The following is a 15,556-nucleotide window of genomic DNA, read 5'->3' on the forward strand; positions in this document are numbered from 1 at the left end:
TGTAATTTCGATTGATAATAGATTATAATTTATTTTTCATTTAAAACGTATTGATATTGTTGTTCATGTCTTGAAGCTGTTGAGTTTTCAGAATAACTTATTTCTGCAATCTTACTTATGGACTCACTAATATTTAATTCAATTTGAGCTAATGACATTTCTGTATTTGTACCGGTATATATACTCTGCATTTTACTATTTACTCGATATTCATTTTTATCTAAAAAAGAATAGTAATCATTAGTTGATTCATTGACACTATTTATTAAATGCTTGTACTCAACTTGCACTTGTGAAAGTTCCAATGAGGCTCTTTCCTTGTGTTTTAATGCGTATTTGATATTTAAATTTTTCACCTTTTCTGGATCAGGAATTTTTCCTTCTCCCATAACTATCAGAGGTATTTTTTTATATAATTCTGAATAACTTTTATTCAATTCATCATGATTACCAGTTGTTTTTCGTAATTTTTCAATTGCTGAATGATAACTTTTAAAAGCTTCTGATATTTTAGAAAAGTTCTTACTGACAAAAGTGTTAATGTCTATCGTGTTTTTAGCATTTTGTTTTTGCTTTGATTGCATTTCAAATTCACTATTCGATACATCAACATTCTTTGTTTCTAGTTGATTTTTAACCAAATCTGCTTTCTGTTTTTCAGTCATATTATTATACTTCGCTGCCATTTGCTTAGCATAATCAGGGTCATTCATCATACGTTGCATTTCTGCTTCAGAAAAGGGACTAAATGTTGAAGCTGAAGTGTTTTTGGCTAGAGCTTTTTTAGCTGCTTTTTCTCGTTCTTTTTCACTCATTTGGCTAATCTTATCTACTCCACCCATTTGTTGTATCAATTCATTTTGGTTTACTTGTTTTTTTGGATCGTTATACAATCCTTCACGTCCTTTTTTACCATAAAAGTCTTGAGCCTTGGACTCAAGCGAAGACGCTAATTGATTGGAGTACATTTCCATCTTTTTCTTAAAATTTTCATACTGAGTTTCTAGTTGAGATTCACCTTGACAATTGATATCTTTATTACAAGCGTATTCAAAAGCAGCTTCAGGGGTTGATTGCAATACAGGAGCTGATTTTAATAGTACATAAAAATCTACGTTTCCTAGTATTGATGGCTTTGATTGTTGTGAATAAATACTGTTTGTGATTATTAAAAATAAAATTGTGAATGATAATTTCATGATGATGTTTGTTTTAAATTTTGCTTTTTTATAGTATGAGGATTTCTGCCGTTTTTTTATGTAATAACTCAAGTTGTACATCTTCTAAAGCAATTTTAAACTTACTTTTTAAAATGGTGTTCAGCTCTTCTTTTGAAGATATTGAAGTAGCCAATTTATTTTCTCCCTTAGTACTAATAAGTTTTGGACCAGTTAAGGTTATTCTCCCTTCTTCTTGATAAATTGAAGCTAATGTTCCTTTAAGGAAAACCGATTCTGGTGAGGTTTCTATAAAGACACAGGCTTGTTTAAAGTCTTCTCGCTTTCTAGGAAATAAATCAAATACATATCTAGGGGTTAATTCTCCATTGGAATCTTTAAAATACAATGCCTTAATATCCTGAAAATCATTAACTATATAATGTGAGTCTTCTCCTCTTGAAAATATCTTTTTTATTATTGGAATAGGACTACCAAATGATTTACCATTACCCACATCAACCAAATATATTTCATCATCAATACGAACCAATAAGGCCATGTGCATATAATTGGAATCATTTTTAAGCGGTAGTCCCTTAAACATTTCACCACTTATAAAGTTTACCTCAAAACCAATAGCTTTCAAAATATCATAAAAAAGACTATTGTTTTCATAGCAAATGCCGCCTCTATGCTGTTCAATAATTTTATTATAAACATGTGATGATGAATAGTCTAAAGGGGTATTTAAATGAATATCAAGATTTTCAAAAGGAACATGCAATAAAAACTGCTTTTGCAAATTGTTTAAAACATCATAAGTGGGTTTAAATTCACCAAAGTATTGAATTCTGCCTCTTACTCTTTCTAAGTTCATAATTTAATTATTAACTATTAAATTTTTATAAATTCTACACGCCTGTTCTTGGCTTTTCCTTCAGTTGTATTATTGTCTGAAATAGGAATTTTTTCTCCCTTACCAGACGTTTTCATACGTTCTTTTTTAATATTGAATTGAGTATTAAAAAAGGTGCTAATTGAAGTTGCCCTTTTCTGTGAAAGAATCAAATTGTCTTCTTCATTTCCAACATTATCAGTATGTCCAACAATTTCAATATTTAATTCTGGATTTGATTTAAGGATATTTCCTATTTCATTTAAAATACCATAAGACTCTGGTTTGATGGAGGCTTTATTAGTGTCAAAAAGTATAGCTGATGTAGAAAATGACCCTTTACTTAAAAGGTTTTTTCTTAAATCTGAAATACCTTTGGCAACACGTATATTTGAAATAAAAATCCCAACCGTATCATCTGAAAGACCAGAATTACTTACCTGATAGTACAATTGATTAATTTTATGAGATGTTAAAATGGCCTTAGGAACATCAAAGACCTTATCTTCATTTATCCAAAACCGGAAACGCTCTTTTTGAACCTGAATGGCTATGTGGATAGGCTTTCCAACCAATTTTTCTAGTTTTGGAAATAACTTTAATTCTGATTTAAAATATTCACTTCCGTTTTCTAAACTTTCAAGCTGCAATATTGAGTTTCCATTACCATCCTTAATCAATCCTAAATATACCTTAGTTATGAAATCTTCTTCAGGAAACCCTAAAAGCGAATTGTGATTAGAAGGTTTTTTTCCAGAGGAAAGAAAACCAAAATAAAAAGCTGGGTAATAGGCAATCTCATCTCCAAGACTATTAAACATTAGTTCGAATTCTACTGTGAAGTTTTCTTCAAATAAAGACGTGTTATCTGTTAAAAAGGTTGAATTCTGCATTAATTTTAACCAATTTCCAGATAGATTATTAAAAGTTACCATCTCGCCAGATCCATTGGTGTTCCAACCCGTTGGGAGTTCTCCTATATTGTCTTCTACAAAATCCCTGTAGTAAACAACCGTTTCTCCAGGAGTAAAATCGAACTTAGAATATTGCTTTAAAAAAGTTGGCTTTACCGAATCTGTTTGATGTGCTATTTTATCTTCATTTTTTGAAGACTTTTTATATTTTTTCTTAGAAAAAGCACTGTCTAAAGTATTTGTGGTTTTCTCTTCTGCATTATTTAAAATAACGTTTTCTGAAGTTTGTTTAGCGGTTTCCTTTATCTTTTTAAACAAGCTTTGAGATTGTATTATTTGAGATAAAAGAATACACATAAGTAGCACTAAATATTTCATTGTTAGTTTTATAATTAAATGATTTTTTTATTTTTAGACATAAATAGTCTGGCTCCAAAAGGGGAGTTTATATCTATAATAAAAATGGAGTTATACTTTAGATTTGTGGGGCTCTATTGGCTGTGGAACTATATTTTCAACAGGTTTTATACTTTTTAAATATGTAAAAATGGCTTTGATGTCTTCATCAGGCATTTGTGAGTAGGAAGGCCATGGCATAGGAGGCAATAGTTGTCTGCTATTTTCAAGGCCTTTATACTTTCCTTGTTTCATAGCTCTTAAAAATTGTTCGTCAGACCACGACCCAATACCTGTTGCATCTGGAGTTAAATTTGCAGCGAAAGATGTTCCCCAAGGACCTACAACTGCCGTACTGTTCATGTTAAACAAAACATAACCTTTAATTGTTTCTGGGTTAAAAGGAGGTAATGCTTCATTTGAATCATGCCCGGATAACAACCTGTTAGGATCTGGAATAGGACCTTTTTCTGTCATGATTTTGGGAGAGTGGCAATCATTACATCCAATTGTATTTACTAAATACTTTCCTCTTGTTATTTGATCTTGCAAGGTTGCATTGTTCTGATAATCTTTTTTTTCATTGTTTGAGTTATTGCATCCTAAAATAATTAGAACTGTAATTGCTGTAACTAATTTAAAAATGTTGTTTTTCATGATTTTATTCGTTTTTTGATTGATGATTGTTTTCTAACAGATGTAATGACGGCAGTCATAAAACATTGTTACAATATTTATTGCTTTTTTTTATATAGTTTACTATTCTTTTTGTTGTGTTATTAAAATATTTTTACTACTTGTATTTATAAATGGATATATTAAATTAAGGATACAAAGAACATATCAATATCGAAGTTTGACAATAACATGAAAATGTGAAAATCATCTTCAAAAAAATAAAAAGATGTGATAAAAATTCACATCTTTTTATTCAAATCATATTAAGATCAAATTATTAAACTCTAATAATATCTTTTGGGTTTTAAAGATAATGTTTCCTTCTTGTCTCTCCTTTTAATCTCAACAGTAAAGGTTTTATTGGAATCATTTAATATTTTTCTAGCATCTGAAGTGTTTTCACAAGTCATTCCATCAATACCAATAATAACATCATTTTTTTGAAAACCTGCTATAGAAGCAGGTGAATTTTCAGTAACATAATTTACTATAATTTCGTTTTTGTTCTGTTTTAAACTTAAACCAGTTAAATTGAAATTAAACGGATTGCTATAATGACTGTTAGGAAAAAGAATCAGGCTAGTTTTTTTATAATCCAAAACCACATTGAATCTTTTAACAATATCAATTCCTAAAATTCCATCTATTTTTTCAGACGAAGAGGCTCCTGATTTCGCCATTGAAACAGACATTGGTAAATCATTAAATGAATAATTTAACAATGTTAATTGATTAAGAGTTGCCATATAATTTTCAAAACTATTGGACATTGAGGCATCCATAACTGGAATTTTGGTTTTTTTATCAAATTCATTTAAAAGGTTGTGTTTTTTTGCAAATGAAGAATTGACGCTCAAAGAAAAACCGGCACCAGAATCAAAATAAAAATTTCCAGCAAAGGTTTTACCACTTGTTGTAGTAAAACTTAAACTTACCGTTGGTAAATCCTCAACTAGTGTAAAAGGTACCGAAATGTAAGTATCAAAAGCCTTAGTATTAGATGGGTAAAACTCTAATTGATTCTTTTCATAATTTAAAAGAGTTACATAATCCTTTAATAATTCATAACCAATAACACCATCCAACTTTTCCCCTTGAAAAGTTATATGCGAAATATCATCTATATAAAAGTTTATGTTATTGATATCTAAACCTTCTAAATGCAACATGTTGTCATGTGAAATAGGCACAGTGCTAACACCTCCGGCAGTCTCTAAAACAACTTCTTCACTTGATTTGATTAATTTAGTTTCATCTGCTAATGATAAAGACGCTACAGATGAACCAGCTCCAGTATCAAATAGAAATACATAACTTTTATCAGAATTATTTATTTTAACTTTAATAAAGGTATGTACTCCTTGTTGTAAAAGTGGGACAATGGCAATAGATTGTTCTTGAGCTTTACAAAAGAAACAAATCATTACTACCAAATAGAGTGCTTTTAGATTTTTCATTTTTTAAATTATCTCAGCAAATAAAAGATGTTATTACATGTTCTGCAATCGCATAAAAGAGTGAAAGTTGAACCCTAAAGCAAAAAAAACGTGAATTTAAATCACATCTTTTTTGCTTCCTTCTACAACTATTTATAGTAATTTATCTTTAAAGGCTTTAGCCACAGCTTCGCTCTTGCTGTTTACATGAAGTTTTTCGTAGATTTTTTTTATGTGAGAACGAACCGTATCAATGGCTATAAACATATCATTAGCAATCATTTTATAACTGTAACCATTTACAAGAAATTGCAAAACCTGTTTTTCACGTTCACTTAAATTATATTCGTTATTTGATTGTTGAGGTAATTCTGAAAACATTTTAAGAACTTGTGTAGCGATAGATGAAGTCATTGGTGCTCCACCTGAAGCTACGTCTCCAATATATTCTAACAATTTTGCTGGTGGTGTTTTTTTTAACAAATAACCATTAGCCCCATTCTTTAAGGCCTCAAATACGTTTTTATTATCATCAAAAACAGTAAGCATTAAAATCTTAACTTCTTGGTTAATTTCTCTTACTTTTTTGAGCCCTTCTATTCCATTTACTCCAGGCATATCAATATCCATTAAAAGAACATCTGGCCCCCATGTTTTTAATTCGCTTAAAATATTGTTACAGTTTTTGTAAGAAGCCACTACATTAAACCCTTCACTTCCATCTATGAGCATTGTTAAGCCTTCTCTTAGCTGTGGATTATCTTCATAAATTAGCACTCTTATCATAATTTTTTGTTACAAAATTACAAATTGATTAACAATCAAAACACACATAAATATGTGAAAATCATGTATTGACAGGAATATTTAAAATAACTTCCGTGCCAAAACTTTGTTGACTTTTTATTTCTATTATTCCTTGCAATGACTCTGCTCTCTTTTTCATGTTTCCTAAACCATTTCCTCCATCTGCTTCAAGCACTTCAAATCCTCTCCCGTTATCTTTTACAATCATTATAAGCTTATGATTCTTGTATTTTAACTCAATGTCCGCTTTACTACAAGAAGAATATTTAGCTATATTATTTACAGCTTCTTTAAATATTAAAAATACATCACGTCTTGCTTCCATATTTAATCTAATATCAAGTACTCTTTCTTCAATATTGAAATTAATTTCTATATCTTTTGGTTCAAGTATTCCTGAGACATATTCCCTCATTCTAGCTACAATTTTTAGCATGCTGTCATTATCTGGTTTTATACTCCATACAATATCATCCATAGCCTCCATCATTTGTTGGCTATTATCTGTTATCTTACTTATATATGAACTTGTCTTAACAGGATCTGTAATCATTTTACTTTTTGCCATTGAGCTTAGGATATTTATTGTGCTTAAAGTCGAGCCAATATCGTCATGAAGATCACGAGCAACTTTAGTTCTTATACGTTCAACAGCCAATAACTTGTTAATGCGTTGATGATAAATAAAATATATTAAACTACTTACAGCAAGTAAAACAAGAATTGTGAACCACCAAGTTTGGTAATAATGCGGTAAAATTGACAGACTTAAAGAGGTGATGCCAGTAAATTTGTCACTTTGCTGGTTAACACATTTAACTTTAAAATTATAATTACCAGGTGGTAAAACGGTGTAATTTGCAGCAAGTTCACGCCCTGCTTTAACCCATTCGTTATCTACTCCTTCAAGTTTATAATAATATACAAGATTATACTGCTGTGTATAACTTAATGATGAAAAATAAATTGTAAATGAATTTTGTTCGGGTTTCAGTTTTACTTTATCTAATGAAAGTAATGAGTCAAGGGGAATGAATTTATTGAATATTTTAAAACCTGTTAATGTCACTTCATTTGGAACATTATCAACATTTAGTTGGAAAGGATTAAATTTGTATAATACATTTTCTCCAGCGAACCACAACTCACCATTTCTCTTTTTTAATTTACTAAAAATTGATTTATTGCCGAAAATAACTCCGTTTCTTTCATTGTAAGAAGCAAATACTTTTTTTTCATGATTATAGCTTCCAATACCGTTGTTATGAGTGAACCATAGAATTTCATGATTGTCCAATAACATTCTAGAGACTTCTGCTCCTGCTAGTCCATCTAATTGGGTAAGTGTTTTAAAGTCACCAGTATTAGAATTAATGATATTTAGAAATCCATTACTGACGAAATAAATACTATCATTATACTGTTCAATATCAGCTACACCAAGTCCAATTGGAGGCAAATCTGTATAAGGCTTTTCCATAAAATGTGAAATCACATTTTTCCCAATAGGATCCATTAAATATACACCTGCCTTATGCGTTCCAATCCAGATACGATTTGCATTGTCCTTATAAAGAACAAAAATACTGGTATTAAACTCATGAATAATTTCAAAACTTTCATTAATAATTTTACTTCCTTTTGTCCACTTAATGAGGCGTCCACTTTGAGTTCCAAAAAGAAGATTTCCATCTTTATCCTCCAGAACCTGACGAATTGTTGAATTCTCAAATATTGGCAGGTTCAATAGTTCTAAAGGCTTATTTGTGTCTGGATTGAAAATCATTAAAAAGCCACCTTGACAACCTGCCCAAATAAGTCCCGATTCTTCATGCTGGCATAAATCCCAAACCTGAGAATATTGCTTATGCTTTTGTATGGGTATTGACTCATATAGATTATTTTTAATTTCCTTTACATAGTTGTCAAGTAAAAAGATTCCATTACCCCAAGTTCCTATCCAATTTTTTGAATTTTTTGTTTCAAGTAGAGATGTCACCGTTAAATTATTGTTCAATTCACTTTTATCAAAAGTATAATTGAAGATAGCATTGTCTTCAGAAAATATATAAATCCCGTTATCTGTACAAATCCAAATGTTACCTTCACGATCTTGGTACATTTGATTTATTTTTCTGCAATTAATATCAAAATCTGAAGGAGTAGACTTTTTATATTGAACTAATGCTTTTGATTCGGGCTCATATTTAAGGAGTGAGTTTAGTCCTCCAGACCATATATTTCCCTTTTTAGTTTCAAAAACCCAAGATAACTCATAATAAGCAGGTAAATGTGACTTTAAGTCAATTGTATCAGGAATAACTTGATTCTTTTTAGGATCATAGTGAATAATTTTTGCCCTTTCATCCAAAGGATTATAATCCCAGTAAAAAATCCACCAGGTATTGGATTTGTCAATATAAAAATTATATACAAATAACAAATTTTGATTTTCAAAAAATGCTATTTTTTCCTGATTGTGATTGTGGTAATTGATGGATTTATTTTTATGATTATATACTGCTAAACCTTTAGCACTGCATATCCAATAATCATCTCTTAAAGTATCTTCATATAAATCACTAACCGGCCACCCATCGGGTACTTTAATTGGTAGGTTATTTTTAGTGAATTTATTATTTTCTTGATCATACCAGAGGAGCTCATATTTTTCTAAACATAAAAATGTATTATCCCTACTATCACGAACCAGTTTGATATTTCCTGAGCTAGAGTATTTATGGTAGTCCTCTATTGGTATATTAGAATATTCAAAAGTAATTGGGTTGAATAAACCAACAATACTACCCTGCCTTATCCACATTTTATTATTACCAGCATCCAATATCTGATCTATGCTGTAAGGAGGCAATGATTTTGTAAGACCATTACTTCTAAAGTTTATAAATTTACGACCGTCAAATCTTTGAATTCCATTCTGAGTTCCAATCCAAAAAAAACCTTTTTTGTCTTGATAGATGCAGTTAACTTTATTTGTATTTAAACCTTCAGTAGTTGAAATTCGGTTATAAACATTTTGTATTTGACCAATTGCTGAAAGGTTAATAACAAACAAAATACACAAAAAGATAACACGAACCATTTATTGCTTTTATAGTAAAATTACAAAAACATTCTTTTCAATAAATGAAAAAACTTAAAACCACATGTTTATGTTATATAACTTTAAGCGACATAGGTTTATGATACTTCATTTAGTAAATATAAATATTGTCAATATAAAAATTAAGGGTTTTGTGTTCGATAAAGTAGAAACATTATAAAACCAAAGACTATTTATGAATTTATTACTATAATTCTTCAATTTTTTCAACTTTTATCAAATTATATAGAAAGATTTGGCAATCCAAAATGAGATTTTTTGTTGAGACACAATTTCAAATTTGATAGAACAAATTAGTTTTATTGTATTTTTTATTAATACCAATAATGATAGATATATTGGCGTTGCTGAAAAGTAGAATAATGGGAGATTTAGCCAGTAAAGTCTTAATATATTGGACTCATGCTTAATGAAATTAATGTTTGAAATTAAGTAGCCTTTATTTAAGACGGGCAGTTTTTTAGTATAAAAGGTAACTGTTTAAAACTATTTAAATTATTCTTTAACAATGCCAACAGCAATTCCTGTTTTGCAATCAACTCTTAATAACTCTCCCTTTCTTAATCCATATTTATATGGTGAAACTTTATAGTTAGCCATTCCATTATTAGAAGATACCATAATAAGTTGTGTTCCATCTCTTGGGTCTATCATTGGATTTATACATGAGTTATCATTAAGAGATAAACCTTTTGCTGGCAAGAAATTTTCAGGGGTATTTTCAGCTTGTCTAATAACAAGATTGCTATTTCCAGAATTTTGAAATGCACTACATCCTATAGTTAGTATAAAGAATGTAAAAGCTATTAATGAGAATATTACTCTTTTCATTTTTTATAATTTTATAAAATTAAAAATAGGTATTTTTTAATTTAAAATAGAAAATGAGGATTATTATTTTTCGTTAACTACAATTCAGGTGTCATTATGTGAAAATTTATAATAATAGCACCAATTAAAATTGGTAGATGAGCTAACATCATGCTAACAAACATAAAACATATGCCTTTAATAAACAGAAAAACACCCTAGTAATACGTAATAAGTTTAGAGGAAAATAAGTATGACCAATTGTATTCATTCTTGAAATGGCCAAATACAAAATTTCATTGAAAAAGTAAAATTTAACTTATTAAAAACCAATTTGAGTTGCTTTTATGTCTGTTGATTAAAATATTTTTTAGAAGAAAAGAGCCTAAAGTTTAGTTGTTTTAATCAATTATTTAAGATTAGAATTAAAAAAATACCTATTCTGATTCGTTAAAAATGGAAGCTAAAAGATTTTTTAAGAGTGTTGATTTTTTAGATAATATATTTTATCAACAAAAATACTTTTAACTATTTGTTTTTAAATAGATTAATTTAAAAAAATGAGATATTGAAAATGCCTATATATTAACTTTTTAAAATTTTAACAAAATATTATAGGGGTATTTATAATAAATGCGTCTTAAATAATAAACGATAGAATTGTATTTGCATTTTTAATTTTGTTGAGTTAGTCATAAAACAAATTATTTAAAAGGACAGTTAAGAACTATCCTCTTTTATTAAAAGTATCTTAAATAAACTTTTGTAAACTGTTAAAAACTTATTTTTGCCACATGAGACGTATTTGTTTATTGAAATTTTCTTTTTTTATTGATATCAACAGTAAATGTCAAGTTAAAGAAATTATAGAACCTGTTAAAAATGTATCTAAATTAGAGGTGTATTCTCTAGCTTTAAGAGGAGAGACTTTAGTATCCTATTTAAAAAAGGTTTTATCAGAAAAAACAATCAATATTTGCATAGGTTTGAGAGATAATAGCGAATCGCTTTTTGGTAATTCAATAACAAAAGATGATGAAATTATGTGGCAAATGGTTATAAAGCCTCGTTTTAATGAGCAAGTATTAAAAGTTTCATATAATCTTGTCAGGCAATTTTTAAACCAAAGCAATAAATTATACACATGAAAAACATCATTTTTATTTTAGTCTTCTTAACATCATTTATTACAAAAGGGCAGATATTAGAACCTGTTAAATGGACAACCTCAGTTACAAAAATATCTGATTCAGAATATGAACTGATAGCAACAGCAACAATTAAATCAGGATGGCATTTATATTCTCAAAATGTTCCACAAGACGGGCCAATACCAACAAAATTTGCTTTTGAAGGCAATGTAAATTATTTTAAAAAAGGTAATACTGTTGAAGATAGGGGCCATACTATTCAAGACCCTATTTTTGGTATGGAAATCACTTATTTTGAAAAAAAAGCAGCTTTTAAGCAGCGTATCAAAGTTAAAGGAAAAGCACCATTTCAAGTTAAAGGAACTGTTGAATTTATGGTCTGTGATGATAGCAGATGTTTACCGCCTACAGAGGTTGACTTGATTTTCAAAGTAAAATAATTTAAATTAATATCATGAGGAAGTTACTTATTGCATTGGCAGTTTTAGTTTTATCTACAACTGGATATACGCAAATCTTAGAACCAGTAAAATGGATAACATCAGTAGAAAAAGTATCTAGTACTGAGTACAACTTAATAACAAAAGCAACCATAGAATCGGGTTGGCACTTATATTCTCAAACAGTTCCAGAAGGTGGTCCAATAGCAACGTCATTTATTTATGATGATAGTGAAGGTAACATTACAATTGTAGGAAACACATCTGAAGAAGAAGGGCATACCATTAACGATCCTGTTTTCAAAATGGAAATCAAATATTTCGAAAAAGATGCGACCTTCAAACAACGCATAAAAGTTGAAGAAGGCGTATCAACCGTCATGGCTTTTGTAGAGTTTATGGTATGCGATGATTCCAAATGTTTACCACCAACAGAAGTAGAGTTGGTTTTTAATTTATCAGAGAACACAAAAGTAATAACCACCGGTACTGATAGTCAAAGTATAAAAGCTGATGCAATAGAATCTTCATCATCTCAAAAAGAATCTCAAAAAGGGCTTTGGTCTATCTTTTTTATAGCCTTTCTGTCTGGATTTGCAGCCTTGTTAACGCCATGTGTATTTCCAATGATACCCATGACAGTAAGCTTTTTTACCAAGCAAAGTAAAACAAAAGCAGCAGGTATAAAAAATGCCATTATTTATGGAATTTCTATTATTGCTATTTATGTGTTATTAGGAACGGCAGTGACCGGTATTTTTGGAGCAGATGCCTTAAATGCACTAGCAACCAATGTATGGTTTAATATTATTTTCTTTTTACTATTAGTCATTTTTGCAGTGTCCTTTTTAGGAGCTTTTGAGATTATGTTACCAAATTCATGGGCTAATAAAGTGGATTCAAAAGCTGATAGAGGCGGACTTATAGGTATTTTCTTTATGGCACTGGCATTAGCTATTGTGTCTTTCTCTTGTACCGGTCCCATTGTTGGAACATTACTTGTGCAGGCAGCCTCAAAAGGAGGATTAGCTCCAATTATTGGGATGTTAGGTTTTTCACTAGCTATTGCTTTACCATTTGCCCTTTTTGCAGCCTTTCCAGGATGGTTAAACTCCTTACCAAAATCTGGCGGTTGGCTAAATACGGTAAAAGTAGTATTAGGGTTTTTAGAATTGGCATTGGCGTTTAAATTCTTATCGCAAGCTGATTTAGTATTGCAAACACATATTTTAGAGCGTGAAGTTTTCTTGGCTATTTGGATAGCTGTTTTTGGAACTTTAGCACTTTATTTATTTGGAAAAATTAAATTACCACATGATTCACCATTAACTCATATCTCAGTTGGTAGACTAAGTTTAGGTCTTTTGGTGTTATCATTCACTATTTATATGATTCCGGGTCTATGGGGAGCACCCTTAAATTTAATAAGCGCGTTTCCACCACCACAGAATTATAGTGAATCGCCTTATGGAGTAGGCTTTTCAAAAGTTAGTGAAGGTAGTTCACAATCAAATAGCAACCATGATAATTTACCAGAAGGGGCACATTTATTGGCGCCTCATGATATTATTGCCTTTAATGATTATGATAAAGGATTGGCTTATGCTAAACAAGTTGGCAAACCAGTAATGATTGATTTCACAGGATGGGCTTGCGTAAACTGTAGAAAAATGGAACAAAACGTTTGGCCAAATCCTAACGTATTAAATATTTTAAAAAATGATGTGGTTTTAATTTCATTGTATGTTGATGATAAACGTCCATTAGAGTTAAGTGATGTTGTAGAGTCCAAACTAAAACCCGGAAAACAACTAAAGTATATTGGACAAAAATGGAGTGAGCTACAAACCTTAAAATACAAAGCAAATTCACAACCATTTTATGTGTTAATGGATCATAATGAAGAAAATCTTATTGATCCTGTTTCATATACTCCTGATGCTGATGACTATCTTAATTGGCTAAAAACAGGAATTTCTAATTTTAAGAATTAGAAAAAAAATATTAAGACAATGGCTAATCATATTGAGAACAAAACAAAACTAGAATCTTATTTTTCTAAATTTAGAGAGAATATAGTAGGTATTAATCAAGAGTTTGAATCTCCTTACGGAAAGAAAAAAATCATTTACGCCGATTGGACAGCAAGCGGACGATTATACAGACCTATAGAAGAAAAAATACTAAATGAAATAGGGCCGTTTGTAGCCAATACACATACAGAAACATCTATTACAGGAAGTGTAATGACCCATGCTTACCATAATGCTAGAACTATTATTAAGAACCACGTAAATGCATCAAAAGATGATGTGTTAATCACTGTTGGAACAGGAATGACTGGTGCTATTAATAAATTCCAGCGTATTTTAGGTATCAAGCTTAATGAAAACCTAAAAGACCATACCAATGTTCCTGATGACAAAAGACCTATTATTTTTGTGTCCCATATGGAACATCATTCTAATCAGACATCTTGGTTAGAAACCATTGCAAAAGTGGTGGTTATTCCTTCAAGTAATGAAGGTTTACCGTGTTTAGACAGTTTAAAATCCTTATTGCAAAAATATAGCCAGGTTCCTATTAAAATTGCTGCTATTACAGGTTGTTCAAACGTAACAGGAATCAGGACCAATTATCATGAAGTGGCCAAGATAATGCATCAAAACAATGGTATGTGCTTTGTGGATTTTGCCTGTTCAGCACCTTATGTGAATATTGATATGCATCCAGCTGATGAAGATTCATATTTAGATGCCATAACTTTTTCCCCGCATAAGTTTTTGGGTGGACCAGGAACATCGGGAGTTTTAATCTTCAATAAAAAACTATATAAGAATTTAGTGCCAGATAATCCAGGAGGCGGAACGGTGAGTTATACAAATCCTTGGGGTGACCATGATTATATAGATGATATTGAAACCCGTGAAGATGGTGGGACACCAGGTTTTTTGCAGGCCATAAGAATTGCTCTATCTGTGAAACTAAAAGAAGAAATGGGCATTCAAAATATTTTGGAGAGAGAACATGAACTCAATGCAATTATATTTGATCGATTATCTCAGATTGATAATTTAAAAATACTGGCTCCAAACCATACTGACAGATTAGGAGTGTTTTCATTTTATATTGAAGAAGCTCATTATAACTTAATAGTGAAATTATTGAATGACCGTTTTGGAATTCAAACCAGAGGAGGTTGTTCGTGTGCCGGAACTTATGGGCACTATTTGTTGCATGTAGATCAATTGACATCCAAGGCCATTGAGCAAAAGATATTAGAAGGATGTTTAATGGAACGTCCAGGATGGGTCCGTATGTCTATACATCCAACCATGACAAATTCTGAAATTGAATTTATTTGCAGTGCTATTAAAGAAATAGCTGAGAATTTTAAAAATTGGGGAGAAGATTATACATACAATGCCATTAAGAACGAATTCATTCATAAAAGTAATAAATCCATAGAATCTGAAATTACTCGAGATTGGTTAAGCATTGTTTAGAACTTTTTTCTCTAAATAGTATTAATTATTTTAATAATCAGAAAAATAAGATATAAGATTGTATATGTATCTCATAAACAAAATGTTGACTGATTATAGCTCTATTTCCACAACCTAGTTGAGTCTTGTGTTTATTGATTTTGCCATTTTTTTTGTCATTGTATTGCCCATATTATATAAAACCTTATAAAATATAATCTTCAAATATTGCGTCGTTAAATAGCAATTAAGAAAAAAAA

The 15,556-nt window shown here is 30.2% G+C and carries 12 protein-coding genes; 4 read left to right on the top strand and 8 right to left on the bottom strand.

The features are described from left to right. Positions 1-29: 29 nt before the first annotated feature. The 8 genes from V8G69_RS10895 to V8G69_RS10930 all read right to left on the bottom strand — a co-directional run bounded on the left by V8G69_RS10895 (position 30) and on the right by V8G69_RS10930 (position 10,241). Positions 30-1,199, bottom strand: coding sequence for a hypothetical protein (locus V8G69_RS10895; protein ID WP_394881951.1), 1,170 nt, complete (start codon positions 1,197-1,199; stop codon positions 30-32). Between the two features lie 28 nt (positions 1,200-1,227). Then, on the bottom strand, positions 1,228-2,037 hold the full coding sequence (locus tag V8G69_RS10900; RefSeq protein WP_394881952.1) for an arylamine N-acetyltransferase: 810 nt from the start codon (positions 2,035-2,037) through the stop codon (positions 1,228-1,230). 17 nt (positions 2,038-2,054) lie between these two features. Beyond that, on the bottom strand, positions 2,055-3,347 hold the full coding sequence (locus V8G69_RS10905) for an OmpA family protein (RefSeq protein ID WP_394881953.1): 1,293 nt from the start codon (positions 3,345-3,347) through the stop codon (positions 2,055-2,057). A gap of 90 nt (positions 3,348-3,437) precedes the next feature. After that, on the bottom strand, positions 3,438-4,022 hold the full coding sequence (locus V8G69_RS10910; RefSeq protein WP_394881954.1) for a c-type cytochrome: 585 nt from the start codon (positions 4,020-4,022) through the stop codon (positions 3,438-3,440). A gap of 305 nt (positions 4,023-4,327) precedes the next feature. After that, positions 4,328-5,500 (bottom strand): aspartyl protease family protein, encoded by a 1,173-nt coding sequence (locus V8G69_RS10915; RefSeq protein ID WP_394881955.1) that lies wholly within the window; start codon positions 5,498-5,500, stop codon positions 4,328-4,330. Between the two features lie 132 nt (positions 5,501-5,632). Further along, positions 5,633-6,265 (bottom strand): response regulator, encoded by a 633-nt coding sequence (locus V8G69_RS10920; RefSeq protein WP_394881956.1) that lies wholly within the window; start codon positions 6,263-6,265, stop codon positions 5,633-5,635. Positions 6,266-6,326: 61 nt separating this feature from the next. After that, entirely contained in the window at positions 6,327-9,389 is a 3,063-nt protein-coding gene (locus V8G69_RS10925) for a two-component regulator propeller domain-containing protein (protein WP_394881957.1), read from the bottom strand. Between the two features lie 516 nt (positions 9,390-9,905). Beyond that, the gene (locus V8G69_RS10930; RefSeq protein ID WP_394881958.1) at positions 9,906-10,241 is read right to left on the bottom strand and encodes a hypothetical protein; all 336 of its coding nucleotides are present in this window, start codon (positions 10,239-10,241) and stop codon (positions 9,906-9,908) included. Positions 10,242-11,014: 773 nt separating this feature from the next. Here V8G69_RS10930 and V8G69_RS10935 point away from each other — a divergent pair. From V8G69_RS10935 to V8G69_RS10950, 4 genes are read left to right on the top strand one after another with little or no spacing between them, the layout of a single operon-like run. Then, complete coding sequence (locus V8G69_RS10935) at positions 11,015-11,368, top strand: hypothetical protein (protein WP_394881959.1); 354 nt, start codon at positions 11,015-11,017, stop codon at positions 11,366-11,368. After that, positions 11,365-11,811, top strand: a complete 447-nt coding sequence (locus V8G69_RS10940) for a protein-disulfide reductase DsbD domain-containing protein (protein ID WP_394881960.1) — start codon at positions 11,365-11,367, stop codon at positions 11,809-11,811. Before V8G69_RS10935 ends, V8G69_RS10940 begins: the two co-directional genes overlap by 4 nt. A 14-nt stretch (positions 11,812-11,825) precedes the next feature. Continuing rightward, complete coding sequence (locus V8G69_RS10945; RefSeq protein ID WP_394881961.1) at positions 11,826-13,805, top strand: cytochrome c biogenesis protein CcdA; 1,980 nt, start codon at positions 11,826-11,828, stop codon at positions 13,803-13,805. 18 nt (positions 13,806-13,823) lie between these two features. Then, positions 13,824-15,317, top strand: a complete 1,494-nt coding sequence (locus V8G69_RS10950) for an aminotransferase class V-fold PLP-dependent enzyme (RefSeq protein ID WP_394881962.1) — start codon at positions 13,824-13,826, stop codon at positions 15,315-15,317. Positions 15,318-15,556: the final 239 nt, after the last annotated feature.

The organism is Gaetbulibacter sp. M235, from assembly GCF_043876835.1.
Taxonomy (GTDB): domain Bacteria; phylum Bacteroidota; class Bacteroidia; order Flavobacteriales; family Flavobacteriaceae; genus Yeosuana.

What these genes read in the sequence shown, in the direction of transcription:
- V8G69_RS10895 (WP_394881951.1), bottom strand. Translation starts at nt 1,199, where the DNA reads ATGAAATTATCATTCACAATTTTATTTTTAATAATCACAAACAGTATT.
- V8G69_RS10900 (WP_394881952.1), bottom strand. Translation starts at nt 2,037, where the DNA reads ATGAACTTAGAAAGAGTAAGAGGCAGAATTCAATACTTTGGTGAATTT.
- V8G69_RS10905 (WP_394881953.1), bottom strand. Translation starts at nt 3,347, where the DNA reads ATGAAATATTTAGTGCTACTTATGTGTATTCTTTTATCTCAAATAATA.
- V8G69_RS10910 (WP_394881954.1), bottom strand. Translation starts at nt 4,022, where the DNA reads ATGAAAAACAACATTTTTAAATTAGTTACAGCAATTACAGTTCTAATT.
- V8G69_RS10915 (WP_394881955.1), bottom strand. Translation starts at nt 5,500, where the DNA reads ATGAAAAATCTAAAAGCACTCTATTTGGTAGTAATGATTTGTTTCTTT.
- V8G69_RS10920 (WP_394881956.1), bottom strand. Translation starts at nt 6,265, where the DNA reads ATGATAAGAGTGCTAATTTATGAAGATAATCCACAGCTAAGAGAAGGC.
- V8G69_RS10925 (WP_394881957.1), bottom strand. Translation starts at nt 9,389, where the DNA reads ATGGTTCGTGTTATCTTTTTGTGTATTTTGTTTGTTATTAACCTTTCA.
- V8G69_RS10930 (WP_394881958.1), bottom strand. Translation starts at nt 10,241, where the DNA reads ATGAAAAGAGTAATATTCTCATTAATAGCTTTTACATTCTTTATACTA.
- V8G69_RS10935 (WP_394881959.1), top strand. Translation starts at nt 11,015, where the DNA reads ATGAGACGTATTTGTTTATTGAAATTTTCTTTTTTTATTGATATCAAC.
- V8G69_RS10940 (WP_394881960.1), top strand. Translation starts at nt 11,365, where the DNA reads ATGAAAAACATCATTTTTATTTTAGTCTTCTTAACATCATTTATTACA.
- V8G69_RS10945 (WP_394881961.1), top strand. Translation starts at nt 11,826, where the DNA reads ATGAGGAAGTTACTTATTGCATTGGCAGTTTTAGTTTTATCTACAACT.
- V8G69_RS10950 (WP_394881962.1), top strand. Translation starts at nt 13,824, where the DNA reads ATGGCTAATCATATTGAGAACAAAACAAAACTAGAATCTTATTTTTCT.